The organism is Hyphobacterium marinum (assembly GCF_036330325.1).
Taxonomy (GTDB): domain Bacteria; phylum Pseudomonadota; class Alphaproteobacteria; order Caulobacterales; family Maricaulaceae; genus Hyphobacterium; species Hyphobacterium marinum.
In genome coordinates, this window is record NZ_JAZDRO010000001.1 from 996,389 (window position 1) to 1,019,990 (window position 23,602).

General features: G+C 63.5%; 27 protein-coding genes. 4 read left to right on the forward strand and 23 right to left on the reverse strand.

Annotated features, from left to right (window positions below; all coding sequences use genetic code 11):
• Positions 1-3: 3 nt before the first annotated feature.
• The 12 genes from V0U35_RS04710 to V0U35_RS04765 form a co-directional block, all read right to left on the reverse strand.
• Positions 4-1,749: an ABC transporter ATP-binding protein gene (locus V0U35_RS04710; protein WP_330195502.1), complete on the reverse strand. Its 1,746-nt coding sequence runs from the start codon at positions 1,747-1,749 to the stop codon at positions 4-6.
• Positions 1,750-1,776: 27 nt separating this feature from the next.
• Complete coding sequence (locus tag V0U35_RS04715; protein ID WP_330195503.1) at positions 1,777-2,034, reverse strand: DUF4170 domain-containing protein; 258 nt, start codon at positions 2,032-2,034, stop codon at positions 1,777-1,779.
• A gap of 37 nt (positions 2,035-2,071) precedes the next feature.
• Positions 2,072-2,839, reverse strand: coding sequence for an inositol monophosphatase family protein (locus V0U35_RS04720; protein WP_330195504.1), 768 nt, complete (start codon positions 2,837-2,839; stop codon positions 2,072-2,074).
• Positions 2,826-4,187, reverse strand: coding sequence for a TldD/PmbA family protein (locus V0U35_RS04725; RefSeq protein ID WP_330195505.1), 1,362 nt, complete (start codon positions 4,185-4,187; stop codon positions 2,826-2,828). Before V0U35_RS04725 ends, V0U35_RS04720 begins: the two co-directional genes overlap by 14 nt.
• 43 nt (positions 4,188-4,230) lie before the next feature.
• Entirely contained in the window at positions 4,231-4,626 is a 396-nt protein-coding gene (locus tag V0U35_RS04730; protein ID WP_330195506.1) for an MAPEG family protein, read from the reverse strand.
• Between the two features lie 12 nt (positions 4,627-4,638).
• Entirely contained in the window at positions 4,639-5,130 is a 492-nt protein-coding gene (locus V0U35_RS04735) for a hypothetical protein (protein ID WP_330195507.1), read from the reverse strand.
• Between the two features lie 72 nt (positions 5,131-5,202).
• Entirely contained in the window at positions 5,203-5,871 is a 669-nt protein-coding gene (locus V0U35_RS04740) for a DsbA family oxidoreductase (RefSeq protein WP_330195508.1), read from the reverse strand.
• A complete protein-coding gene (locus V0U35_RS04745) occupies positions 5,861-6,247 on the reverse strand; it encodes a hypothetical protein (protein ID WP_330195509.1) in 387 nt (128 codons plus the stop codon). Before V0U35_RS04745 ends, V0U35_RS04740 begins: the two co-directional genes overlap by 11 nt.
• 73 nt (positions 6,248-6,320) lie before the next feature.
• Positions 6,321-6,539: a hypothetical protein gene (locus tag V0U35_RS04750; protein ID WP_330195510.1), complete on the reverse strand. Its 219-nt coding sequence runs from the start codon at positions 6,537-6,539 to the stop codon at positions 6,321-6,323.
• Positions 6,540-6,653: 114 nt separating this feature from the next.
• Positions 6,654-7,091, reverse strand: a complete 438-nt coding sequence (locus tag V0U35_RS04755; RefSeq protein ID WP_330195511.1) for an FKBP-type peptidyl-prolyl cis-trans isomerase — start codon at positions 7,089-7,091, stop codon at positions 6,654-6,656.
• A 102-nt stretch (positions 7,092-7,193) separates the two neighbouring features.
• A complete protein-coding gene (locus V0U35_RS04760; protein ID WP_330195512.1) occupies positions 7,194-7,487 on the reverse strand; it encodes a hypothetical protein in 294 nt (97 codons plus the stop codon).
• A 228-nt stretch (positions 7,488-7,715) separates the two neighbouring features.
• Positions 7,716-8,219 (reverse strand): hypothetical protein, encoded by a 504-nt coding sequence (locus V0U35_RS04765; RefSeq protein ID WP_330195513.1) that lies wholly within the window; start codon positions 8,217-8,219, stop codon positions 7,716-7,718.
• Between the two features lie 38 nt (positions 8,220-8,257).
• Between V0U35_RS04765 and V0U35_RS04770 the strand changes: the two genes are divergently transcribed.
• Positions 8,258-8,785, forward strand: coding sequence for a hypothetical protein (locus V0U35_RS04770; RefSeq protein WP_330195514.1), 528 nt, complete (start codon positions 8,258-8,260; stop codon positions 8,783-8,785).
• Here V0U35_RS04770 and V0U35_RS04775 read toward each other — a convergent pair.
• A complete protein-coding gene (locus V0U35_RS04775; RefSeq protein ID WP_330195515.1) occupies positions 8,782-10,281 on the reverse strand; it encodes a UbiD family decarboxylase in 1,500 nt (499 codons plus the stop codon). The genes V0U35_RS04770 and V0U35_RS04775 overlap by 4 nt on opposite strands.
• A 141-nt stretch (positions 10,282-10,422) precedes the next feature.
• On the opposite strand from V0U35_RS04775, the gene V0U35_RS04780 reads away from it, so the two are divergent.
• Entirely contained in the window at positions 10,423-10,686 is a 264-nt protein-coding gene (locus V0U35_RS04780) for a hypothetical protein (RefSeq protein ID WP_330195516.1), read from the forward strand.
• On the opposite strand, the gene V0U35_RS04785 is transcribed toward V0U35_RS04780, so the two are convergent.
• The 10 genes from V0U35_RS04785 to V0U35_RS04830 form a co-directional block, all read right to left on the reverse strand.
• The gene (locus tag V0U35_RS04785; protein WP_330195517.1) at positions 10,683-12,050 is read right to left on the reverse strand and encodes a serine hydrolase domain-containing protein; all 1,368 of its coding nucleotides are present in this window, start codon (positions 12,048-12,050) and stop codon (positions 10,683-10,685) included. The two genes, V0U35_RS04780 and V0U35_RS04785, sit on opposite strands and share 4 nt — an antisense overlap.
• Positions 12,051-12,332: 282 nt before the next feature.
• The gene (locus V0U35_RS04790) at positions 12,333-12,617 is read right to left on the reverse strand and encodes a GNAT family N-acetyltransferase (RefSeq protein WP_330195518.1); all 285 of its coding nucleotides are present in this window, start codon (positions 12,615-12,617) and stop codon (positions 12,333-12,335) included.
• A gap of 83 nt (positions 12,618-12,700) precedes the next feature.
• Positions 12,701-13,429 (reverse strand): sulfotransferase-like domain-containing protein, encoded by a 729-nt coding sequence (locus V0U35_RS04795; RefSeq protein WP_330195519.1) that lies wholly within the window; start codon positions 13,427-13,429, stop codon positions 12,701-12,703.
• Positions 13,426-14,340, reverse strand: coding sequence for an aminotransferase class IV (locus tag V0U35_RS04800; protein WP_330195520.1), 915 nt, complete (start codon positions 14,338-14,340; stop codon positions 13,426-13,428). The genes V0U35_RS04795 and V0U35_RS04800 overlap by 4 nt, the downstream gene beginning before the upstream one ends.
• Before the next feature lie 12 nt (positions 14,341-14,352).
• Entirely contained in the window at positions 14,353-15,126 is a 774-nt protein-coding gene (locus V0U35_RS04805) for an enoyl-CoA hydratase (protein WP_330195521.1), read from the reverse strand.
• Positions 15,123-15,563 carry a MarR family winged helix-turn-helix transcriptional regulator gene (locus V0U35_RS04810; RefSeq protein WP_330195522.1) on the reverse strand — a complete coding sequence of 147 codons (441 nt, stop codon included), beginning with the start codon at positions 15,561-15,563 and terminating at the stop codon, positions 15,123-15,125. Before V0U35_RS04810 ends, V0U35_RS04805 begins: the two co-directional genes overlap by 4 nt.
• A gap of 379 nt (positions 15,564-15,942) precedes the next feature.
• The gene (locus V0U35_RS04815; RefSeq protein ID WP_330195523.1) at positions 15,943-17,346 is read right to left on the reverse strand and encodes a M16 family metallopeptidase; all 1,404 of its coding nucleotides are present in this window, start codon (positions 17,344-17,346) and stop codon (positions 15,943-15,945) included.
• Positions 17,346-18,779, reverse strand: a complete 1,434-nt coding sequence (locus V0U35_RS04820; RefSeq protein ID WP_330195524.1) for a M16 family metallopeptidase — start codon at positions 18,777-18,779, stop codon at positions 17,346-17,348. The genes V0U35_RS04815 and V0U35_RS04820 overlap by 1 nt, the downstream gene beginning before the upstream one ends.
• A gap of 80 nt (positions 18,780-18,859) precedes the next feature.
• The gene (gene ubiA, locus V0U35_RS04825; protein WP_330195525.1) at positions 18,860-19,738 is read right to left on the reverse strand and encodes a 4-hydroxybenzoate octaprenyltransferase; all 879 of its coding nucleotides are present in this window, start codon (positions 19,736-19,738) and stop codon (positions 18,860-18,862) included.
• Between the two features lie 87 nt (positions 19,739-19,825).
• Complete coding sequence (locus tag V0U35_RS04830) at positions 19,826-21,190, reverse strand: NAD-dependent succinate-semialdehyde dehydrogenase (RefSeq protein WP_330195526.1); 1,365 nt, start codon at positions 21,188-21,190, stop codon at positions 19,826-19,828.
• 101 nt (positions 21,191-21,291) lie between these two features.
• Here V0U35_RS04830 and V0U35_RS04835 point away from each other — a divergent pair, with 101 nt between their 5' ends.
• A complete protein-coding gene (locus tag V0U35_RS04835; RefSeq protein WP_330195527.1) occupies positions 21,292-22,089 on the forward strand; it encodes a 16S rRNA (uracil(1498)-N(3))-methyltransferase in 798 nt (265 codons plus the stop codon).
• A gap of 100 nt (positions 22,090-22,189) precedes the next feature.
• Complete coding sequence (locus V0U35_RS04840) at positions 22,190-23,563, forward strand: glutamate--cysteine ligase (RefSeq protein WP_330195528.1); 1,374 nt, start codon at positions 22,190-22,192, stop codon at positions 23,561-23,563.
• The last annotated feature ends 39 nt before the right edge of the window (positions 23,564-23,602 follow it).

The window sequence follows — 23,602 nt, forward strand, 5'->3', positions numbered from 1 at the left end:
CGGTCAGGTCGCGAACTGAAGCTTGCTGAGGCGGGCATAGAGGCCGTCGCGGGCGATCAGATCGTCATGCCGGCCGTCCTCCACGATACGGCCATCCTCCAGCACACAGATCCGGTCGGCATCGCGCACGGTGGCGAGCCGGTGGGCGATGACCAAAGTCGTGCGGCCCTTCGCCAGCCTTTTCAGCGCCTCCTGCACGCGGGCTTCAGCCTCGGCGTCGAGCGCACTGGTCGCTTCATCCAGCAACAGGATGGGCGCATCTTTCAGAATGGCACGGGCGATGGCGATGCGCTGGCGCTGTCCGCCCGACAGTTTGCCGCCGCGCGGGCCGACGGGCGTGTCATAGCCCTGGGGCAGGGCGGTGATGAAGTCGTGCGCATCAGCAGCCTTGGCCGCGTCGATGATCTCGGCGTCGCTGGCGTCCAGGCGTCCGAAGGCGATGTTGGCGCGGATCGAGTCGTCAAACAGCGTGACGTCCTGGCTGACGAGAGCAACCGCGTCACGCACAGATTTGACGGTAGCCTTGCTGATGTCCTGGCCGTCGATCCGGACCGAGCCGGCGACCGGATCATAAAGCCGCGGAATAAGATTGAGGATGGTCGTCTTGCCCGAACCTGACGGGCCGACGAAGGCGATGGTCTCGCCCGACTTCGCCGTAACATTGATATCGTGGAGGGCTGTGGCCCCGTCACCATAGGCGAACTCGACGTCTTCGAGGACGACTTCGGCCTTCAGGATATTCAGCGGTTTGGCGTCCGGCGATTCCAATACCGTGTCCGGTTCATCGATCAAGGCAAAGGCGCGGTTGAGGACGGCCATGCCTTCCTGGGCGACAGCGCTCAGCGTGCCGATGGCGCGAACCGCCGGGGCCATCATGGCAATGGCGGTCAGAAAGCCCAAAATATCGGCGATGCTGGTCGCTCCCTGCGATATCCGCCAGCCGCCGACGGCCAGAACACCGGCAAGGGCCGCTCCGCCCACGATTTCGAGGATCGGATCGACCCGCGCTTTTGATGCGGTAAGCGACAAGGCCAGGCGGAAACGGTCGAGAAAGGCATGCCTGGAGCGTTCTGTCTCGTAGTCTTCCAGCCGGTAGGTTTTCACCATGCGCGCACCGGAAAAGCTCTCATCAAGGAAGCTTGTCACCTCGCCCATCTGGGTCTGGGCCTCGGTTGAGGTCCGGCGCAGCATCTTGCCGATCCGGATGACGGGCAGGGCGGCGATTGGGTAGATGACAAGGACCAGGATCGCGAGCATCCAGTCGAAATAGAACATTGCCGCAATGGTACCGGCGACGGTCAGCGTGTCGCGCAGGAGGTTGTTCGCGGCGCGAACCAGCGCCTCGCGCATCAGCGTGATGTCATTGGTGAAGCGGGAAACGAGGTTGCCGACGGGCTCGCGAACCAGCCGGGCGAAATCGGCGCGGACAAGGCGGACATACATCGCTTCCTGCAAGTCCTGCATGACTTTCAGGGCGAGGCGGTTGGTCTGTAGGGTCTGGAGATAAAGCGACAGGCCACGAATGGCGGAAATCGCGATGATGACGATGGGCGCGAGCCAGACCACGCGGGCGTCCTCGCGTTCGATCAGGCTGAATGCCCACTGCACCATGAAGGCGTAGGACGAGGCCGCCGCCGCGGTCAGAGCCGAGAGCACGACCGCGACCGTCACCAGCCGCCAGCGCGGCGCGAGATACTCCCGCCACAGCCGGGCCAATAGCGTCGAGGCAGGCGTGTCGGTCTCGCTCAAACCCTCTCCTTTCGCGGACCCGGCGCGTCAGTGCTCGTGGGTGTCGTCATTCGCCGGGTCGAGCAGGCGGTGCGCATGGATAATGAAATAGCGCATGTGGGCGTTGTCGACGGTCGACTGCGCGGCCGACTTCCAGGCCTTGCGGGCATCCTCGTAGGACCCGAAGGCACCGACGAAGTCGATATTCGACAAGTCTTTGAATTCATGGGCCTTCGGGCCGACATTTGCCAGTTCGCCGCCGATGACGATGTGGAGGAGTTGTTTGCCGGTCGCAGTGTCAGACATGGCGGTATTTCTCAGCCTTGTTGTTGGGTGTGCCTAGCTAGTGTGCGAGGCGCTCTCTTAGCAAGGCGTGAAGGTGCGGGCCAGCCGCAAGCGGTGGACTCTTGCGCACACTTTGAAGTCCGTAACTATAGCTGTCACCGTCCGTGTTGGTCAGGATGCCACCGGCTTCCTCGACCAGCAGCTGACCGGCGGCAAGATCCCAGTCCGACTTCGGGCGTGGCGAGACCGCGCCGTCGTATTCGCCACTGGCGACCAGCGCCAGCCGGTAGGCGATGGAATTTCTTCGTTCGATGGACGCGCTGTCCGCCAGGGATTTGCGGAAATAGTCCGTGTCGCCCAGCAGGCGGGCACCGGCAATCCTCGCATGCCCGGTTACCTGGGTCTGCTTACCATTCTTCCACGCTCCCGATCCGCGCGCTGCGGAAAACATCTCGTCGGTGAGCGGGTTATAGACGGCGGCGGCAATCGGCAGGCCCGCCTCCACGACCGCTAGCGAGACGGTGAAATGCGGGCGGCGGCGGATGAAGGCGCGGGTACCGTCCATCGGGTCTACGACGAATACGCGGGTCTTTTCCAGGCGCGAGCCGTCGTCCTCGGTTTCCTCGGACAGCCACCCGTAACCGGGTCGCGCGGCGAGCAGCGTGTCACGCAAGGCGGTCTCTGCCGCGATGTCGGCTTCGGTCACCGGATTGTTGCGGGATTTCTCCCAGACCTCGGCACCCTCGTGATAGAAGCGCGCAAGAATGTCCCCCGCCGCGCGAGCAGCGCTGTCCAGCAGATCACGGTCGGCGTCAGGACCCGCCAACGGAGAGGCCGTCCACGAAAATGCTCGGCGCATTGACCGAGCCCCGGAAGAGCAGGTCATCCGCGGGCTGCAGCCGGGCGAAGATGGCGTTGAGATCGCCCGCGACGGTGATTTCGCTGACCGGGTGGTCGATTTCGCCCTTCGCGATGCGGAAACCGGAGACGCCGACCGACCAGGAACCGGTATTGGGATTGAGCGACGGGCCGAACATCTCGGTGACCAGAAGGCCCTCGTCGATCCCGGCGATCATGTCCGCGCGCGTCGTCTTGCCGGCGTCCATGTGCAGATTGCTCGGACCGGCACCCGGCGGACCGCCCAGGCTCCGCGAGGCGTAGCCATTGGCTTCCAGCCCCAGCTGACGGGCGGCAGCGCAGTTGAGGAACCAGGTCGTCAGCCGGCCATCCTCGATGACGGCGCGCTTCCGGGTCGCGACGCCTTCACCGTCGAAAGGCTGGGAGCCGAACCCCCACGGCCGGTGGGGGTCGTCGATAACGTGAATGCCCTCGGCGAAGACTTTTTCGCCCATCTTGTCGCGCAGGAAGGAGACACCGCGCGCCACAGCCGGGCCGCTGATCGCGCCGCAGAGGGCCGACAGGAAGGCGGTCGAGACGCGGCGGTCAAAGATGACCGGGCGGGGGCCGGATTTAAGGCGCTGCGGCCCCAGCCGCGCCACCGTGCGCTCTCCGGCTTCGGTGCCGACGTCGGTGATGTCGCGCAGATCGGCAAGGCGGCGTGCACTGGTCATCGCGTAGTCGCGTTCCATCGCGCCGTTCTTCGCCGCGATGACGCTAATGCCATAGCCGCAGCTGGACTTGCGCCAGGCCCCGGAAAACCCGTTCGACGACGCCGCCCCGACCGCGCCTTCACCGGTCGAGGCAAAGGCTGATTCCGTCATCGTGACGCCCGGCACACCGCGGGCCGCCGTCTCGATGTCACACGCCAGCTTTTCCAGCGTCTCCGGTGTCCAGTCGCTGGCTTCGTAAAGGTCGAGGGCAGGATAGTCCGTCGCCAGCTGCCCGGGATCGGCGAGGCCCGCATAGGGGTCTTCAGGGGCGGCCTTCGCCATGGCGACGGCGCGTTCAATCGCGGCCTGGCTGCCGTCCAGAGACAGGTCCGAGAAGGTCACGCCGGCCTGGCGCTTGCCGGCAAAGACGCGAATGCCCGCGTCCCGGCTTTCGGACCGTTCCACGTCTTCCAGCTTGCCGTCGCGGACGGATAATTCCAGCGAACGCGATTCCACGATCGCAGCTTCGGCGGCATCTGCCCCGGCCTTCAGGGCGCGGGACATCAGGTCCTGCGCGAGGGCTTCAAGGGCAGTCGGATCGGGGCTTTGCGTATCAGAGCTCATGGCGGGTTTGGTAACGCCCGCCCTGGCCCTGCGCAACGCTGCCTCACACGGTGACGGCGAAATAGATAAGCGCCACACCCATGACCAGATAGCTGGCATAGGTGATGAGCGAACCCATGAAGCGGCCCGGTCCGGGCCGCCCGCCCGTGCACATCGCATAGGCATGGGCGGCCCGCGCCAGTGTGAAGAGCAGGCCAAAAGTGTGGATAAGGAAGGCTGACGCTCCCATCAGGGCCAGCACGACCAGGCCAACAAGCGCGCCGGGGATCCATTCCGCCGCATTGCCGTGAGCCCGTACCCGGGCATTCATACCGGGATTGCCGCCATCCCCCATCGAGACGGCATTCTTGCGCCGCCCCATGCTGACGTGAAAGCCGAGGATGACCAGGATCAGCAGGTTCAGGCCAGTATAGAGACCGGCAGCGTCAAGCGCGCTCATTGTGGGGCGATCCTACTGATTGTGGCCTTCGGCCGCGCAGGTCGTGGCCGAATTGACCATGAACATGCCTGCCTGAGAGGCTTCCTGCATCGTCATTTCACCGCGGAGGCGCGCGGCTTCCTGGGTGTTCTCGGTCAGCGTCGCCAGGAGGAAGTCGCGGCTGCGGTCGGTCAGATTGGCCGTGGAGTGGCGGCTGATGCAGCGGCACATGTCTTCATTCATGTTCGAGGCCGACAGGCAGGCGGCGGTGAATTCGGGGTCCTCGCGGCCTTCTTCCATCGTATCGCGGCCGAGAATCCGGTCGCGTGCGGCGGCATAGTCCTCATTGGTCATGGCTTCGTCGCCATTCCCGCCTTCGCCGCCGCTTTCGTCCGACGTGCCGTCGGAGAACTCGACCTCGCCATTGATGGCTTCGGGCGTTTCAGGATCAGTGGTGTCGTTGCCACCGCTGCAGGCTGCCAGTGCCAGCGCGGCCGTCAGGGCCGTCAGGTGTGTCAGTTTCATCGTGTTCCTCCCCGGTCACGTGTGTTGAGCCGGAAACACTAGCGCGTGCGGCGAAGGGAGGGAACGCCCAATCTATCGGGCAGGAAGGGCGGCGGCCTCTTTGAGGGCTTCGGCCAGTGTCTCCGGGGCTGCTGCGCCGGGCAGGGCCAGCTGACCGTTGAAGACGAAGGTCGGCACGCCCGTCACGCCCAGCCGGCGGAAGAAATTCGCCTCGTCGCGAACTGCGGCCGCATCCCGGTCACCGGGCAGGAGGTCGGTCAGCACCGCTTCGTCCAGCCCGGCTTCGGTGCCGATCCGGGCCAGTACGCCCGGGTCGCCGATATTCTCGAGTTTCGAAAAATAGGCTTCAAAGAGGGCATCGGCCACGCGGTCGGCAACGGCCGCATCCTGCCCCCGCGCCCAGCGCATCAGGCGATGGGCGTCGAGCGTGGACGGCCGGTGTTCGATCTCGTCAAAGCGGAATTCAATCCCGGCCCCCGGTGCGGCGGCTTCGAGATGGTCGCGCATTTTCTGCCAGACCTCGCGGTTCGAGCCGTCGAATTTCGCTTTCATATAGGCCTTGTAGGGCTTGCCCTCGCGCGGCAGGGCGGGGTCGAGCTCATAGGGCCGCCAGACAGTAACCGCCTTGATCTCCGGCACTTGTTTCTGGGCAGCCAGCCAGTTGCGATGACCCAGCCAGCACCACGGACAGACGAAGTCCGAGACGAAATCGACCTGGACCGGACCCGCCTTACTGGACATGGGCGGGCATCAGCGGCAGGCACACACCCAGACCGGCCTGGATCACGACGCCGGCGGACACCTGTTCTTCAGGTTCGAGCGTGCCGAAAATGGCTTCCGATTCCTCGCGGGCCGCGTTCCAGTCCTCGATGAGCGCATTGTCCTGCAAGGCACCCTGACTGCCCAAAGCCATCGCCCGGAACAGATCGTCGCCGGTATTTTCCTCGATCTCGCCAGCGAGACAGGCGCAGAACTCGCTGTATTCGACCGAATTGCCGCCCTGGTTGGCCGCCTGCTGGATGCGGCAGGAATGGGCCATGAAGCCCCGCAACGTGTCGGTATCAGTGGGCAGGGCGGATGTCTGGAGGGCCGCAAGGGCAAGAAGACTGGCAATCATTGGCGGCGCTCCCGGGGCGTCTGGTCCTGGCACCAGCTTGCCGGTTCGCGCCCGTGCCGGTCAATCACCGGGCTCAGACAAGAATGTCGAGCAGGCGGTCTTCCATGTCTGCAGCGGTCCGCGCGACAGACGCGGCGGCGGCGTGCGCGGCCTTGGCCGACTTCATCTCCACGGCGGACCGCGCCATGTCGGCAGCATCAACGCCGGGATTGGCGACCGCGCGCGCCGCGCCGATGACCCGGTTCTGGGCCGCAACCATGCCGGCAAGGGCCGTGGGATAAAGCGCGTTCATCAGGTCAGTTTGCCCGCCCGGCCCATTGTGCGCGAGCGAAAGCCGGGGATGGGGTTAAGGGGGCGTGAATTACCAATCCTGCCCCGTTCCCCCGATAAACGCCGGGTACCGGCCTCAGGCCGCAGATTTGATCTCGACGAGTTCGAGGGCGAACTGCAGATCCTGCCCCGCCAGCGGGTGATTGCCATCGGCCGTGACGCTGTCTTCGCCGACCGCGGTGATGGTCAGCTGTACGGTCGAGCCGTCCGGTTGCTGGGCCCCCAGGGCCATGCCCGGCTGCGGCGTCATTTCCGGGGGCAGCTTGGCGCGGGGAATCTCGATGATCATCTCGTCGCGCCGGGGCCCGAACGCATTCTCGGAGCTCACCAGCGCCTGGGTTTCGTTGCCGACTTCCATGCCGTCGAGCGCGGCTTCCACTTCGGGAAAAATCTCGGCCTTGCCAATGGTGAGGGAAATGGGCGCATTCTCTTCGGTCTTGCCGACAATGGTGCCGTCAGAGGTGCGGACGATATAATTGACAAGGACGGTGTCGCCCTTCTTTGCGGTTTGCATGAAACAGTCCTGATGGGAGTGAACAGATCGGGCGCGGGCTCGCGCGGTGCGGCGGAGATATCCGCCTGTGAGCCGCATGGGTCGCAATCTGACGGGCGAAAGTCAAATGGGTCCACCCTCTCCCCTCGGGGGAGGGGATTGGGGTGAGGGGCCAATGTCCAGATCACCAGCCTCTCGCTCCTCCGCCTCACGCTGGGCGTTCACCGCATCCCTGATCGCCTCGTCGCGCGGATAGTTCTGGAAACCGTATCCGGGCGCGCCGGGCTTGGTTGTTTCCACGGGATCGTCCAGCGGACGCAGGCATTCACTCTGCTCCACCGCGTCTGGCGCACAGAGCGGCGGCACCGGCTTGGGCGGAGCGTCCTGCAGGAGGACGGCGAGAAGAACGATCAGCATGGGCGCACACTTGCCGCCCGGCATGGCGGCTTTGTGGCCAGGGAACACAAACTAATCTTGCGGTCCCGGCCACCGTGCCGGGACCTACTCCCGGTCGAAATAAGGGTCTGTATCCGAGACGATTTCAAACCAGAGATAATTCCAGCCCGTACGACACCCTTTCGATCAGGTTGTGTATTGTGCAAGCAGTGCGGGGTCGATTTGAATATCTCTGAACTATTGAAATTACTAGTTGGTTTGCAACCCGGAAATTCCGAACAGGACTAAAAAAAGTCCGATGCAAAAAGAAATTGCTGATATAACAGCCATCCCAAAACCGATGTAGCGAACAATTAAATGGATGGCAGACCAAAATATTGGATGGCTGTAGCCTAGTGATTGGGGTAGTTTTTCAGAATCCTTCATTTCCTTTAAATCGCTTACATCTAATGCCGTTCGTTCTCGGGGCTTTTGAAATAATATCCGCCCCCAGAGGGTGAACGGGGTCAAACCGGAAAAGACCAGACCAACTGAAAAAGCGACAAAAGCAGGAAATACAAGGCTTGCTACTTCGGCCATCGGCGAATCGGAAGAAGTTAGGAATGCTCCCAGCGACACAAGGGCCGCCGCATTTCCGATAAGCAAATTTGTGAAAATGCGCCGAAACCAAAATTGCGCATCCTCGGACATAGCCTTATCATCATCGCCCGATGTGAGGTATCGTTCGGCATTCTTTCTGATTGCGGAGTACATGATAAAATATAGCATTTCTGTCGGAGCGGAGCTCAGTTTTGGTCGATGTAATTAATGCTGGTTTTCCTACAAACTTATTCCGAATGGAAGTGGGGGAGATAGGAATACTTGAGAATCCGCACATTGGCGGTCGCTGTTTGGCTTTTAGAGCGAACGCAAGCGGAGGGAACAACAATGTTCCCATAGGAATCATCATCGGAAAATTCCGTGATGGCGATAGGAACCCGCGTCCCTATTGGGTTCATGCCAATGAGCTAGATGATGGTTGGGGATCCGAAGAAGTCATTGTATTTCCGAAAGCGAAGATTCGCGTGGACATAAATTCATTAGTTTTTGTGAACAAATCCCAAAAAAATATTTCTGATTCTGCAATATACATGGCCGGCAATCGGGGGTTTTTGAAGGCATTACCTATCAAAATCACTGGGGATCGAGGTAATTTCTTACTTTCTGGTCGGCTTCTTCAAAGAGATTTGCCCGGTCCGTCGGTCGCTTATGAAAGCTGGTCGGTGATCGTTAACACGAGTGAAATAGGTACAAGCGAAGAAATACTATTTAAAACCTAAAGCCCCAACCGTCCCCACATCTCATCGACCCGCTTCTTCGTCGCGTCGTCCATGTCGAGCTTGTCGCCCCATTCGCGGTCCGTTTCGCCGGGCAGTTTGTTGGTCGCGTCGAGACCGATTTTCGAGCCGACGCCGGAAACCGGCGAGGCGAAATCGAGATAGTCGATGGGCGTGTTCTCGATCACGGTGATGTCGCGCGCCGGATCCATGCGGGTCGAGACCGCCCACATCACGTCTTTCCAGTCGCGCGCGTCGATATCGTCGTCCACCACGATCACCCACTTGGTGTAGGTGAACTGGCGCAGATAGGACCACACGCCCATCATCACGCGCTTGGCGTGACCGGCATAGGCCTTCTTCATCGACACGACGGCGATGCGATAGCTGCACCCTTCCGGCGGCAGCCAGAAATCGACGACTTCGGGAAATTGCTGCTGGAAGAGGGGGATGAAGACCTCGTTCAAGGCCTCGCCGAGCACGCTCGGCTCATCGGGCGGGCGACCGGTATAGGTCGAGAGATAAATCGGGTCTTTGCGCATCGTGATGGCGCTGATCTCGAAGACGGGGAAGCGCTCGACCGAATTGTAATAGCCGGTGTGATCGCCATAGGGGCCTTCCGGCCCGTCCTCGTCGAGAAGGACATGGCCCTCGATGACGATTTCGGCCTCGGCCGGCACGCGCAAGGGGACCGTCTTGCAGTCGACGAGGTCGACCTTCTTGCCCCGCAGCAGCCCCGCGAACTGGTATTCCGACAGCGTGTCGGGGACCGGGGTGACGGCGGCGAGGATGGTGCCCGGATCGGCCCCCAGAACGGCGGCGGCGGGCAGGGGCTCGGGTTTCTTGTCCTTCCAGCGCTGATAGTGCTGGGCGCCGCCGCGATGCTTCAGCCAGCGCATCAGCGTGCGCGTCTTCGAGAGTTTCTGCATCCGGTAGATGCCGAGATTGTAGTCGTCGCGCTTGTCGCCGCCCGGGCCTTTCGTGACGACGAGCGGCCAGGTGATGAGCGGAGCCGGCTCGCCCGGCCAGCAGGTCTGGATCGGCAGGCGGTCGAGATCGATGTCGTCACCGGTCAGGACCACGTCCTGACAGGGCGCTTTCTTGACATGGCCGGGGCGCATGGAGAGGACCTGTTTGGCCACCGGCAGCAGGGCGACGGCGTCCTTCAACCCCTTGGGCGGCTCGGGCTGGCGCAGGAAGGCGAGAAGGTCGCCGACCGCGCGTAATTCCTTGGCCGTGCGCCGCGCCGCGCCACCGAGCGTCACCCCGCGCGCCACACGCTCCACCGTGCCGAAAAGATTGACCAGCACGGGCATTTCCGCGCGCTCGCCTTTCTCGTTGACGACATTCTCGAAGAGCAGGGCCGGGCCGCCCGCGGCCAGAACGCGGCGGTGAATCTCGGTCATCTCCAGCTCGGTTGAGACCGGCTCGGTGATCCGTTTCAGGTCGCCGTCAGCTTCGAGCTCGGCCAGGAAATCGCGCAAGGAGGTATAGGCCATGAAGTACTGCCCGTTCGTGCGTGTGCGTCGGGAGCCAATGTGCGGCTTTGCGGGGGGAAGTCCAGCCGGTGCCGGTGTGACGAATGGGCCTGAACTGTGGACCGAGCCGAACCGGACGCCGCCTCACCCGTTAGAAAGGCAATGTCGATTGTCTATCAGATCCTGGGCGGCCTGCTGATTCTGGGCGGAATACCGCTGTTCTGGACGCCGGTCCCGGTCGGGCTGGTGATGATCGCGGTGGGCCTGTCCCTGATCATCGCAAACTCCGATGCCGCGCGGGAATGGATCCGGACCTGGCGGTCAAAACATGCCCGGTTTGACCGCTGGCTGAAGAAAGCCGAGCGGATAATCCCGCACCCGTTCGACCGCATACTGGAAGAGACCGACGCGTCCCGGCGCGGTTAGCCTCGCCTTGCCGCGACAACCGAGGCAGCCAGTTCCTGCGCGCGGGTCTGGACGCCATTAGTCGCGCCCATGCGGATGATGACGAGGTCCTCGGACGGGATGACGAAGCCGTACTGGCCCTGAAAGCCCTGCGCGTTGAAGGCATCGTCCGGCAGGCGGACTTCCGGCGTGCGGGCATTGGGAATCCAGAAGCCCATGCCATAGATGCCGCCCGAACCTTCGGTCGGTGTCGAAACGATCTCCGCCCAGTTCTCGGGGATGAATTGTTCGCCGTTCACAATGCCGCCGGTCGTGTAGGGCATCAGCAGGCGCGCCCAGTCATGAGCGGTCATGTAGAGATAGGACGAGCCCTGAAACGTGCCCGAATTGTCCGGCTCCAGAATGGCCGTACGGATACCGAGCGGCTCGAACAGCTCATCGCGGATGGCCCGCGTCTGTTCTTCCAGCGTATCGCCCATCAGGCGCTGCATGGTCGCGGTCGCCAGGATCGTGTCACCGGACATGTACTGCCAGTGCGCGCCGGGCGGGTGCAGGCGCTCGCGGGTCGCGGAAAACGCGACCATGTCGGGCTCGGTCATCAGCATGTCGGAATTGGGATCGAAGCCGTTATTGAGCTCGGCCACGGCCCGCCCGCCGGTCATGCGCAACAGGTCCTCGATGGTCGTGGCCTGCGCATCCGCGTCATCTGTTCGCTCGGCCAGACCGGCGACCTGGCCGGCCTCGGTGATATCCAGCCGGCCCTGCTGCGTCAGAACGCCGGCCAGTGTCGCCATCGCCGACTTGGTCATCGACCAGCCATGCAGGCGCGTGGTGCGGTCCGCGCCATTGCCATAGCGTTCCGCGACCAGACGCCCCTGATGGAAAACGGCCACGGCCATCGTGTTGCGCGGGTCGTCCTCGCCCCCGAAGGCCGCGTCAACGGCCGCCGAGAGGGTCTCCGTGTCGAAATTGGCGTCGCGGTGGGACATATCGAGATCGAAATAGTCCGGCTCGTCTTCCCATGGGACGGTCAGGTCCGCATCGAAGAGGGCAGGACGATGAACCAGCGTACAGCCCAGCCCGTCGCGCCACACCGCGGTCGCGCCCCACAGGCCGAGCGCGCTGGCGCGGACGGTGCGGGCTTCCTCATCGATATCGGCCGACATGACCGTGCCGGCATCGCCCAGCAGCGGGTCGAGATACATCGCGCGGGCCCGGTCGGGATCGAGGCCCGAGACCCAGGTCAGTGAACAGGTCTGTTTGGCGACGATGCCCGTTCCGGCCGGAATGTAGATCTGTCCCAGGGCTGACAGGTTGAGCGCCGCTACGCCGGCAACGATCAGCGCGGCGAGCCCGCCGCCAACCCAGATGAGTGCGCGTTGCATGTTCGTCTCCCCTTCGCGGTCAGTGTCGCGCGGCGAGGGGAGAGGTCAAGCGGGGGGATTCTACATTCGGTCCTTGGACTTGATCCAAGGACCGAACCAGAGCGATGCGAGGCCCGATAACCATGCAATGCCCCCCACCCCGACCCTCCCCCGGTGGGGGAGGGAGAGGCGCCGTCCTCATTCCCTCCCCTTGAGGGGAGGGTCAGGGTGGGGTGGGAAGCGTCGGCTTAGCCTTGGTGAAATACTGCCCGTCAGCCTGTAAAGTATGCAGTGCTCAGGACGTCACGCCAGCAGATCAGCGTGGTCGGGATGCTTCTCGAACCAGTGCGCGACATAGGAGCAGGCGGGGCGGATTTTCACCTTTTCCTTGCGGGCCGCAGCGACCAGTGCCTCGACCAGTTCCCCGGCGATGCCCCGCCCGCCATAGGCTTCGGGGACCCGCGTGGAATCCGCGCTCCAGACTCCCTCCCGTTTCGAATAGACTAGGGCCGCCTCGGCATGGTCGGGCAGGATGATGAAGAAGCGGCCGCGTGTGCCGTCGTCCTGGCGGTGAATATCATGGGCCATGCTGGGGTCTCCGGTTTTGGGAAAGCGGTCAGGTTGGAAACGGGCGACGCCTGATCGGGTTGCAAGGCCCGCTGCATTTGCTGTCACGCGGTCAGGGCCCGGGACTTCAGGGCTTCATAGGCGGGACGGCAGGCGGCGACGACCGGCTCGAGCGTCTCGGGCAGGAAATGGGGACTGTCCCGCGGCGGTGCAAACCCGGTCGAGGCTTCGACCCGTTCATACCACCAGGGAGCCCAGACACCGTCGCTCTCGCGCCGTCCGGCCGGCCAGCTCAGCATGCCTGTGTCGAACGCCACATCCAGCGCCGCGCAGAGCGCGCGCAAAATCCCCTCGGGATTGGCGAGAACGTCATGGCCGTCCACGACCGGCCAGTCCTGACCGGTCAGCGCGCGGGCCGTTTCGTAGAGCTCCAGCTGGCGCGCGGTGCCAAGATCGGCCTCGGTCGCATTGCCCGCCGTGGCCGCAAAACTCGCCGCGACATGGGCCGGATCCCGGATCAGGAAGGCGTGCCGGCACTCCGCCATCCAGTCGAGCGGCACGCCGGGCAGCATGTGCTGGCACATATGCTTCTGGAAGAAGAGGGGTGAGCCGTCCGGCGCATCGCCGGCGCAACGCGCGGCAATCTCCCCGGCATCCGTGGGTACGGCGTCCACGATCGTCTCGCGGCCCGGATGGTCGAGCCCGGTCTCGACGAGATAGGGGCCGTAGAAGGGCTCGTCCCAGACCGCGCAGTCGGCCCGGTTCTCCCAGGCCCGCATCATGGCCGTGGAGATATTCCGGGGTCCGGACCAGAAGCACAGGCGAATGGTCACGCCGTACTCGCCTTCACCCGATCGCGATAGAGGCCCTGCAGACGCTCCACCATCGGCCCGCGGTCGTCACGGATGGTCCGGCCATCGACGCTGCGTACGGGGACGAGTCCGGCGAAGGTGCCGGTGATGAAGGCCTCGTCCGCGCCATAGACATCGTGGAGCGAAAAATTCTTCTGGCGGATCGGGATGCCGCTGGCTTCGCACAGCTCGATCACCACGCCCCGCGTGACACCGCCGAGGCAATAATCCCCGGTCGAGGTCCACACCTCGCCCTTCCGCACGATGAAGAAATGGGTGGAGTTGCAGGTCGCCACGAAGCCGTGCGGGTCGAGCATCAGGGCCTCGTCGGCCCCGGCCTTGGTGGCCTGGATGCAGGCCATGATGCAATTGAGTTTGGAATGGGAGTTGAGCTTGGGGTCCTGCACATCGGAATAGCCGCGCCGGACATGGGCGGTGAACAGGGTCACGCCCCGTTTGGCGACGTCCGGGTCAGGCGTCTTCCACTCTGGCAGGATGACGATTGTCGCCGGGCCAATCGTCACGCGCGGATCCTGGTAGGGCGTGGCCTTCAACCCGCGCGTGACCATCAGGCGGATATGAACGCCTTCACCGGCGAGCATGTCATTGGCCGCAAGCGTATCGCGGAGCGCTTCAGTCAGTTCCGCTTTGCTCAGACCGATATCGAAATCGAGCGTCTTTGCGCCGTCGTAGAGCCGGTCCAGATGCCGGTCGAGAAAGGCGATATGGCCGTCATGAACGCGCAAGCCTTCCCAGACGCCGTCGCCGAGGACAAAGCCGGAATCGAGTACAGAGACCGTCGCCTCGGCGCGGGGTTTAAGCGTCCCGTTGATCCAGACCTTCACGTCCGCATTGCGCGGATCGTCAGTGTAGGAATGTGCGCCCTTGCCCATTTTTGGCGGTCCCTAGAATTTCGAGAAGTCGGGCTTGCGCCTTTCCATGAAGGCGGTCGCGGCCTCGGCAAATTCGGGCGATTGCAGCATGTCTGCGAAAATGCCGCCCTCGCGCACGATCCGGTCACTGACCGTTTCGGGTTCGGCCGTCATCAGGGCCTTGGCCTGGCGCAGCGCGCCGGGGGATTTCGCCGCCAGGCTTTCCGCGCGCTTGCGGACTTCGCCCGGCAGGTCGTTGGCGCTGAAGACATCGGAAATTAGGCCGGTTTCCTTGGCCCTTGCGGCACCCCAGCTGTCGCCGAGCAGCAGGAGTTCGGATGCGGGCGATCGTCCCAGCCGGGCCGGGAAGAACAGGCTGGAGGCATATTCCGGGGCCAGGGCCAGATCGACAAATGGCGTCTGGAAGATCGCGCGGTCTGACGCATAGGCGAGGTCGCAATGCATCAGGAGGGTCGTGCCAATACCGACCGCGACGCCATCGACTTCCGCGATGACGGGCTTTTTCGCCGTCAGCAGTGCCCGCATGAAGCGTTCGACCGGCGGAGTCTCGGCCGCGCCGATATGCGGCGGGGCCTCCATGAAATCCATCAGGTCGTTGCCAGCGGTAAAGACGCCGTCCTGACCGCCGAGGATATAGATGCGGACGGCGTTGTCCGTGTCACCGCTCTCGAGTGCCTCGGCCGCGGCGGTGTACATGGCGCGCGTCAGCGCATTCTTCTTGTCCGGCCGGTTGAAGCGGATGGTGCGGATGCCGCCTTCGTCAGCGACGGTCACATGCTCGGTCATGTCTCGATATCCGTTGTGGCGATCAGGGTCAGCGCATCATGGAGGGAATCGGCGGCGTCCTCGCCGAGTTTCTCCTCCAGTGCTGCATTCATGTCTTTCAGGATTGTATCGGCGGCCAGACCGGCTTTCCGGCCTTTCGCCGTCAGCGCGACGACCGCGCCGCGCCGGTCGCCGGGGTCGGTCTTCTTCCCGACGAGACCGGCCTTGACCATGCGGTCGACGAGACCGGTCACGGCGGGCGGATTCAAGGAAAGAACCTCGCTGATCGCGCCCATCCGGCGCTCGCCGCGGCGCAACAGCAGAAACAGGACGGCGGCCTGCGCCGCGCTGATGCCGGCCTCGGATTTCAGGCGCAGATCAGCGGCGCGGTTCAGACGCCGCGCGGCGATTTCGGTCAGAAGGAAAAGCCGCCGGTCGACGGCGCGTGCCTTGGCCATGGCCGAATCCCTACGACATTTCCTTCATGCCCGAAAGAAAAAGCCGGGCGACATTCACTTTTCCTTCTGCAGAAGGACTATGGCCGAACGCCTGTTTCTTCTGCGTCATGCCCCACTTTATGCGGGGCATCCCTGTTCTGATGGAGCCCGTTTTCCCACCCCACCCTGACCCTCCCCTCAAGGGGAGGGGAAAGTACAGGAATCCTCTCCCTCCCGGGGAGGTGTTAGCGTCGGCACTCCCTCCCCCCTGTGGGGGAGGGCCGGGGTGGGGCATCATGGCTATTTGGGATTCCCCGGACATGCCGGGGAATGACGCGGAAAGTGCGGCTGAAGGACTTTCCTCCCCCGTGAACGGGGGAGGAAACTGAACGCGCTATGCTTATTCGCCCGCCATTGGCACGTCCTCAAGTTGAGGCAGGGCCGTGACCTGGTCCTCGATCTGTTCGAGATCGCCCACGATGACGAGAATGACTTCGTCGGTATCGAGATAGGTGTTGGCGACCCGGGTGATATCCTCATTCGTGACGCTGAGAATGTTGGTCACATAGGTGTCGAGATAGTCATCCGGCAGGCCATAGAGGTCGCGATAGGCGACCTGTCCGATGAGCCCGCCCGTCGAAGCGTTCTGCAGGATGAACAGGCCCGACAACCATGTCCGCATGCCGTCGCCTTCTTCCGCGCCGATTGGCTCGATCTGCAGCCGGGCGATTTCGCCGAAGGTTTCGGCCAGGGCCGCTCCGGTAACGCTGGTCGTAACGTCCGCGTTGAAGGTCCAGTAGCCACCGGCTCCCGGCCGGGTCGTGATGCCCGAGCCCGGCGAGTAGGTATAGCCGTGTTCTTCGCGCAGATTTGACGTCAGCCGCGAGGTAAAGGATCCGCCCAGAATGGCATTCATCACCACAAGAGCCGGGTAATCGGCGTGGTCGGGACCCACGGCGTCGAAACCGACCCGCAGGGTCGATTGCGGTGCGCCGGGCCGGTCGATGAGCTGCATCACCGGCCCCGGGTTGGGCGCAACGGCGACTGCTTCGTCGGCTGCGCCTTCCGGCCAGTCACCGAAAGCGTCACGGATCGCGGATTCCATCGCGGCCTGGTCGAAACGGCCCGCGACATAGATCCGGGTTCGCTGAGCCGAGTAATTGGCGTCGTAGAAACGCCGGATGTCATCCAGCGTGTAGCTTTCCAGCTCTTCCGTGGTCGGCAAGGTGTGGCCGTAAGGGTGGTCAGTTCCGTAAAGCAGCTCCGCATAGGCCTCGTTGGCGACGGGCCCCGGCTGGGACCGGGAGACCGAGACGTTGCGAATCAGGTTTCTGCGCACGCGTTCGAGTTCGGATTCCGGGAAATCCGGACGCCGGATCATGTCGGCGAGAAGTCCGACGGCCTGCGGACCGAATTCGGCCAGGACGTTGGTCGAGAATGTCGTGGTATGAAGACCGACACCGACATTGAGGTCACCGCCCATCGAGGCCGCTTCCAGCGCGATCTCGTCGGACGGGCGCCCCGCGGAGCCTTCCTCGATCATCGCCCCGGTCAGATCGGCCAGCCAGGTCATGTCGCCATCGTCGAGATTACCGGCGCGAACGTGCACCTGGATGTTCGCCTTCGGCGCGAGGCCGAAGGGGATAAAGGTCACGTCGATCCCGTTATCGAGCCGGAAGCTCTGCGTGTCGGGCAGTTCGAAGGGTTCGGGCTCGCCGATGGCCGGCTGGGGTGATTGCGCCAGCACGGCGGGTGAGGCGAGAAGGGCCGCCGAGGCGGCCATGGTGAAAAATAGCGTTTTCATCATTCCGTCTCCGTCTCGTCCGCATCGTCTTCAACAGGTCGCACAACCAGGACCGAGCGATTGGTCGGACGCAGGTATTCCTGGGCCGTGGCCAGGACCAGTTCAGGCGTGACCTGGTCAAAGCCCGCCTCGATCCGGTTGATCCGGCTCGGGTCGTCGTCGAACAGGGCGAAGGACGCCAGAAGGTCGATCAGGCCAAAGCGCGTGCCGGAATCGACGATGCCGTAGAATTGCGAGCGCAGCTTAGTGATCGACCGGTCGAGCTGCTCCTGGGTGATCTCTTCGGTCCGCAGTTGTTCGATGACCTCGTCGACCGTGGCCATGATGGTGTCGCGGTCGTACTGAGCGTCATGGATCATGCCCACGCTCCACAGCATCGGGCCATTGTAGTTGTACATGTTGCCTAGGAGGTTGATGCCGCCAAACACGCCGGAGGCATAGCCTTCCTCATTGATGAGGCGCTGGTTCAAGAGGCTGTCATCGCCCTGGACCAGAAGCTGATCGAGCACCGCCATGGCGTAGTATTCCGGGCTGCCGCGTTCGGGCATGTGATAGGCAAATCCGAGCGCCGGCTGCGGTGCCAGCGGATCGTCGATTGTGCCAAACTTTTCCTCGGTCTGACGCGGCTCGGAAATGTCGAGTGGCGGCAGGGCCGGGCCGGGTTCGATGGTACCGAAATGCTCGACAATCCAGGCCATGGTCTCGTCGTACTCGATGTCGCCGACGACGGCGATGACGGCATTGTTTACCGAGTAATACGTGTCGAAGAAGCTCTGCACGTCTTCCAGTGATGCCGCGTCGAGGTCGGCCAGATCGCCATAGAAATTGTGGGCGTTATGCCAGTTCTCGTTCGCCAGCATGGGCAGGTCGATCCAGATCCAGCCGCCATAGGGCTGGTTGATCACGTTGACGAAAACCTCGTTGCGGACGACGCCGCGCTGGGCGTCGAGATTTTCCTGGTCGATGATCGGGCGGGCCATGCGGTCGGCCTCGGCCCAGATGATCGCTTCGAGCGCGTTGTTCGGGACGACTTCGAAATAGTTGGTGAAGTCATACCGGGTGGAACCGTTTTGCACGCCGCCGGCATTGTAGATGAGGTTGGTCATCGTGCCGCCGGGCAGGTTTTCCGAGCCTTCAAACATCAGGTGCTCGAACAGGTGGGCAAAACCGGTACGGCCCTGGGGCTCAACGCGGAATCCGACGCCGTAGTAAACGGCTACCGTCGCGGTCGGTACGGACGTGTCGCGGGACATCACGACCCGGAGGCCATTGTCCAGCGTCTCGTAGCGGACATCGACCTGGATACCCTGCTCGCGGGTGGTACTGCCGTCATCTCCGTTCGGATCGACAGCTTCAACCAGCTCCCCGGAGGAATTTTCCCCGCAGGCGGCGAGCGCCAACGCGCCAGCCAGGGCAAGAAGCCATTTCATCATGCTCTCGTCTCCCAATTTGCCCCGGTGCAGCCTCGGCCAACACCGTTTCAGTGTAATCTCGCCATGCCTGCGGCGTACCGTCAAATAATGCATGCGAGAAATAATGCGCCGGTAAGAAGAAGTCCCGTGATCTGGTTCGATTTGAACACCGCGAGACACGCTGCACCCTTGTCCGGATCGGTGCGCCGGATCTGGTCGAAGAGGTAGTAGGCGTAGAGCGCGAACAGGCCGACAAACCACGGCGTTGGACCCTGAACCAGGATAGCCGCTGCGGCCAACAGGGCGGCGGCGAGATAGAAGCCCCACAGCCAGGCGTGAAGGCCGCCTTGCAGTGCGCGCGCGGTTGACCGGACGCCCACCAGCGCATCGTCCTCCATGTCCTGGCAGGCGTAGATCGTGTCGTAGCCCAGCGTCCAGAAAAAGCCGGAGACATAGAGCAGCACGGCGGCTGTATCGATACCGCCGGTGACGGCGGCGTAGGCCACGAGAATCCCCCAGTTGAAGGTCAGACCGAGCCAGGCCTGCGGCCACCAGGTGATCCGCTTCATGAAGGGATAGGCAGCGACCAGAGCCAGGGCGGCCAGACCGATACCGATGGCAATCGGCGGCAACTGGACCAGCACAACAAACCCGACCAGGCATTGCGCCAGCAGGAAAAGCCAGGCCGATTGCAGCGAAACGGTTCCGGCAGCCAGTGGCCGGTCACGGGTTCGTTCGACCCGGGCGTCGAGGTCGCGGTCGACGATGTCGTTATAGGTACAGCCCGCGCCGCGCATGGCGATGGCACCGAGCGTCAAAAGCGCCGCCAGTTCCAGATCCGGCCAGCCCAGGCCCGGGCCACCGATATTGGCCAGCAGGAGGCCTTGCCAGCAGGGAATGGCGAGCAGCCAGAAACCGATCGGGCGGTCATAGCGGGCGAGACGAAGAAAGGGACGGATCCGCGCCGGGGCCCGGTCCACCCATGATCGCGGAAGGGAATCAGCAACGCGGCGATCTGTTGATCCTGTCATGCACCCTAGCTATCGGGCTGGGAGTGACCGGTAAAGTTACTTGATCGCCACGGTCTTCCGGTTGGTGAATTCCCGGATCCCGTCCATCGACAATTCCCGTCCGTAGCCGGACTTCTTCACCCCGCCAAAGGGCAGTTTGGGATCAGAGGACACCATCTGGTTGATATAGGTGGAACCGGCCTCAATCCGGTTGATGGCGATCTCGGTCTCGCTCTCGTCGGTCGTCCAGACGGATGAGCCCAGCCCGTAGCGATGGTCGTTGGCGTGATCGATGGCTTCGGTGAGGCTGCGGACCGGATAGAAGATCGCAACGGGACCGAACAATTCCTCGGTCGCCGCGGGGCTAGCCGCGGGAATGTCTTCCAGAATGGCCGGCTCGAAGAAGGCCCCGGTCTCCGGCAGGGACTGCCCGGCCCCGATCCGGCGGCCGCCCAGCGATACCGTCCTGGAGACCTGGTTGTGGAGCATTTCGCAGGCGTCGCGCGATACCAGCGGGCCAAGCCCGGTCGCGTCGTCCATCGGATCGCCGATAACGGTTTCGGAAAGGCCGGTCAGGAAGCGCTCGCGGAAGTCGTCGTGGATGTCGGCATGCAGGAAAAAGCGCTTGGCGGCGATGCAGGACTGACCATTGTTCTTCAGCCGGGACGCGAGCCCGGCGTCCACGGCTGCGCCAATATCCGCCGACGGCATGACGATGAATGCGTCAGACCCGCCGAGTTCGAGCACCGTTTTCTTGACCTGGCCGCCGGCCGTCCCGGCCAGGGCGGATCCAGCCTTTTCCGATCCTGTCAGGGTCGCGCCGCGAACCCGCGGGTCCTTCAACACGCCCGCGACCTGGTCGGACCCGGCCTTCAGGGTGGTGAAACTGCCCGCCGGATACCCCGCCTCGCGGAAGACATCCTCGATGGCGAGTGCGCAGCCGGTGACGTTCGACGCATGTTTGAGAAGCGCGGTATTGCCCGCCATCAGGTTTGGAGCCGCGAAGCGGAAGACCTGCCAGAAGGGATAATTCCAGGGCATCACGGCGAGGATGGGGCCCAACGGCAAGTGACGGACGAAACTCCTGCCCTTCCCGGACTCGATCATTTCGTCGGCCAGGAAGGCCTCGCCATTGTCCGCATAGTAGCGGCAGACGAGGGCGCATTTCTCGATCTCGGCGCGGGCCTGGGTGATCGGTTTGCCCATTTCCCGTGTCATCAGGCCGGCGAGTTCCTCCTTGCGGGTCTCCAGAATTCCGGCGGTTTTCGTCAACAGGTCGGCCCGCCGCGTTGGCGTGTCGCTGCGGCCGGCCCGGAAGGCCTTGTCCGCGGCCAGGATCGCCGCCTCGATGTCGACTTCGGTATGCCGCTCATATTCCGCGATGAGGCCGCCGGTGGCGGGATTGACCGATTGCAATTTCATGAGCGGGTTCCTTCAGTCGTGGCTACCAGGTCCGGCTGTCAGGCAACCGATCGCAGGAAATGAAGTTCCGGCGGTCCCGGCTTTGCGCTAGGCAATGAGCCATGACGATACCTCGCCTTCATGTGGTGGATACGCTCGGGCCGCGCAAGCGGATCGCCCTCGACCGGGATGCCACCCACTATCTCGTGTCGGTCATGCGGCGCGCGGCCGGGGACAGCGTCCGGCTGTTCAATGGCCGCGATGGCGAATGGGAGGCCGTCGTGACGGCGGCCAGCCGCAAGTCCGCCGAACTGGAATGCCGGACGCAGCGGCGTGAACAGAGCTTTCCGCCCGACGTCGAACTCCTGTTCGCTCCGGTCAAGAAAGCGCGCACCGATTTCATCGTGGAAAAGGCGACCGAGCTGGGTGCACGATCCATCCGGCCGGTCATCACGGCCCGAACCATCGCCGACCGGGTGCGGACTGATCGCCTGTCTGCGCTTGCCCGGGAAGCCGCCGAACAGACCGAACGTCTCGATCTGCCGGTGATTGCCGAAGCGGAAAAACTTGACCGGGTGCTCGATGGCTGGGGCGAGCGGACGCTGATCTTCTGCGATGAGGCCGGGGATGCCCGGCCCATGCTGGAGGTTGTTCAGGAACTAGCCCACCCCACCCCAACCCTCCCCTCAAGGGGAGGGGGTTTAGCGCTTTCTCCCTCCCCCTCGGGGGAGGGTAGGGGTGGGGGGCAGGGCGTATCCATCCTTATCGGACCGGAAGGCGGCTTTGCCCCGGAAGAGCGCGAGCGTATCCGGGCCGTACCTAAGGCCATCCCGGTGACGCTGGGGCCGCGTATCCTGAGGGCCGATACGGCGGCTGCTGCTGCGCTGACACTGTGGCAGGCGGTCTGCGGAGACTGGTAACGCCGGGCACAAAGTCGCGTGAACCAACAGGCCGCGCCTTGCCTCACGCGCGCACGAACCATACTTGTGCAGTCAGGCAGACGGGACAAGGACGGGTCTTTTGAGCGGCAGCTATAATCAGGGCGGCGAGGGCGCGCCCATCGAGTCCATCGAGCAGATGGCGGCGCACCTGGCTTCAGGGTGCAAGCCCAAGGTCGCCTGGCGCATCGGGACCGAGCACGAGAAGTTCGGCTTCGCGCTCGCCGATCATTCCCCGCTTCCCTATGAGGGCGACGGGCCGACGGTCCGCAAGATGCTGGATGGCCTGACCCGTTTTGGCTGGGAGCCCGTCGAAGAGGCCGGCAAGGTCATTGCGCTGAAACGCGAGGGCGCTTCGGTCAGCCTGGAGCCCGGCGGTCAGTTCGAGCTGTCCGGCGCGCCGCTGGAAAACCTCCACCAGACCTGCGCGGAAGTGAACGGTCACCTGAAAGAAGTCCGCACCGTCGCCGACGAGATCGGGGCGGGCTTCCTCGGTCTTGGCTTCTCGCCGAAATGGTCTCTGGAAGAGACGCCGGTCATGCCCAAGGCGCGATACGGCATCATGAAGGCCTACATGCCCAAGGTCGGCACGCTGGGCCACCAGATGATGTTCCGTTCCTGTACGGTGCAGACCAATCTCGATTTCGCCAGCGAAGCCGACATGGTGAAGAAGTTTCGCGTCTCACTGGCCCTGCAACCCATCGCCACCGCGCTGTTTGCCAATTCGCCCTTTGCGGATGGCCAGCCGAACGGCTACCGCTCCTACCGGGCGCATGTCTGGACCGACACCGACAACAACCGCGCCGGCCTTTTGCCCTTCGTCTTCGAAGACGGGATGGGGTTCGAGCGCTATGCCGAATACGCGCTCGACGTACCGATGTATTTCGTCAAGCGCGGCGGGGTCTATCTCGACGCGACCGGTCTCAGCTTCCGCGACTTCATGGCCGGCAAGCTCTCCATCCTGCCGGGCGAACGCCCGGTGATGAGCGACTGGGAGGATCACCTCTCGACCATCTTCCCGGAAGTCCGGCTGAAAACATTCCTGGAAATGCGCGGCGCGGACGGTGGACCGTGGGCGCGGCTGTGCGCGCTGCCGGCTTTCTGGGTGGGTCTTCTCTATGAGGACGCCTCGCTCGACGCGGCGTGGGACCTGGTAAAGGGCTGGACCCATGAGGACCGGACCACTCTGCGCCATGGTGCAGCGAAATCCGCGCTACAGGCCGCATTCCGGGGTGGAAAAATCCAGGACATCGCCCGCGAGGCGCTCGCCATTTCACGAGCCGGCCTTCGGGCGCGCGGCCGCCTGAATGGTCATGGCGAGAATGAAGCGCTCTTCCTGGATGATCTCGACGAGAGCGTGCGCACGGGCCGTGTCCCGGCCGATGAATTACTCGATCGTTATCATGGCCCCTGGAAGGAAAGCGTCGAACCGGCCTTCACCGAGTGCGCTTACTAGGTAGCGTCTTGACCCTCTCCCACCAGGGAGAGGGCTAGT

Bases quoted from the DNA above. Each gene is read 5' to 3' on its own strand.
- V0U35_RS04820 (WP_330195524.1), bottom strand. From the start codon at position 18,779: ATGATGAAATGGCTTCTTGCCCTGGCTGGCGCGTTGGCGCTCGCCGCC.
- V0U35_RS04725 (WP_330195505.1), bottom strand. From the start codon at position 4,187: ATGAGCTCTGATACGCAAAGCCCCGATCCGACTGCCCTTGAAGCCCTC.
- V0U35_RS04805 (WP_330195521.1), bottom strand. From the start codon at position 15,126: ATGACCGAGCATGTGACCGTCGCTGACGAAGGCGGCATCCGCACCATC.
- V0U35_RS04765 (WP_330195513.1), bottom strand. From the start codon at position 8,219: ATGTACTCCGCAATCAGAAAGAATGCCGAACGATACCTCACATCGGGC.
- V0U35_RS04775 (WP_330195515.1), bottom strand. From the start codon at position 10,281: ATGGCCTATACCTCCTTGCGCGATTTCCTGGCCGAGCTCGAAGCTGAC.
- V0U35_RS04745 (WP_330195509.1), bottom strand. From the start codon at position 6,247: ATGATTGCCAGTCTTCTTGCCCTTGCGGCCCTCCAGACATCCGCCCTG.
- V0U35_RS04740 (WP_330195508.1), bottom strand. From the start codon at position 5,871: ATGTCCAGTAAGGCGGGTCCGGTCCAGGTCGATTTCGTCTCGGACTTC.
- V0U35_RS04730 (WP_330195506.1), bottom strand. From the start codon at position 4,626: ATGAGCGCGCTTGACGCTGCCGGTCTCTATACTGGCCTGAACCTGCTG.
- V0U35_RS04815 (WP_330195523.1), bottom strand. From the start codon at position 17,346: ATGAAAACGCTATTTTTCACCATGGCCGCCTCGGCGGCCCTTCTCGCC.
- V0U35_RS04780 (WP_330195516.1), top strand. From the start codon at position 10,423: ATGTCGATTGTCTATCAGATCCTGGGCGGCCTGCTGATTCTGGGCGGA.
- V0U35_RS04735 (WP_330195507.1), bottom strand. From the start codon at position 5,130: ATGAAACTGACACACCTGACGGCCCTGACGGCCGCGCTGGCACTGGCA.
- V0U35_RS04760 (WP_330195512.1), bottom strand. From the start codon at position 7,487: ATGCTGATCGTTCTTCTCGCCGTCCTCCTGCAGGACGCTCCGCCCAAG.
- V0U35_RS04835 (WP_330195527.1), top strand. From the start codon at position 21,292: ATGACGATACCTCGCCTTCATGTGGTGGATACGCTCGGGCCGCGCAAG.
- V0U35_RS04790 (WP_330195518.1), bottom strand. From the start codon at position 12,617: ATGGCCCATGATATTCACCGCCAGGACGACGGCACACGCGGCCGCTTC.
- V0U35_RS04755 (WP_330195511.1), bottom strand. From the start codon at position 7,091: ATGCAAACCGCAAAGAAGGGCGACACCGTCCTTGTCAATTATATCGTC.
- V0U35_RS04830 (WP_330195526.1), bottom strand. From the start codon at position 21,190: ATGAAATTGCAATCGGTCAATCCCGCCACCGGCGGCCTCATCGCGGAA.
- V0U35_RS04715 (WP_330195503.1), bottom strand. From the start codon at position 2,034: ATGTCTGACACTGCGACCGGCAAACAACTCCTCCACATCGTCATCGGC.
- V0U35_RS04800 (WP_330195520.1), bottom strand. From the start codon at position 14,340: ATGGGCAAGGGCGCACATTCCTACACTGACGATCCGCGCAATGCGGAC.
- V0U35_RS04750 (WP_330195510.1), bottom strand. From the start codon at position 6,539: ATGAACGCGCTTTATCCCACGGCCCTTGCCGGCATGGTTGCGGCCCAG.
- V0U35_RS04810 (WP_330195522.1), bottom strand. From the start codon at position 15,563: ATGGCCAAGGCACGCGCCGTCGACCGGCGGCTTTTCCTTCTGACCGAA.
- V0U35_RS04785 (WP_330195517.1), bottom strand. From the start codon at position 12,050: ATGCAACGCGCACTCATCTGGGTTGGCGGCGGGCTCGCCGCGCTGATC.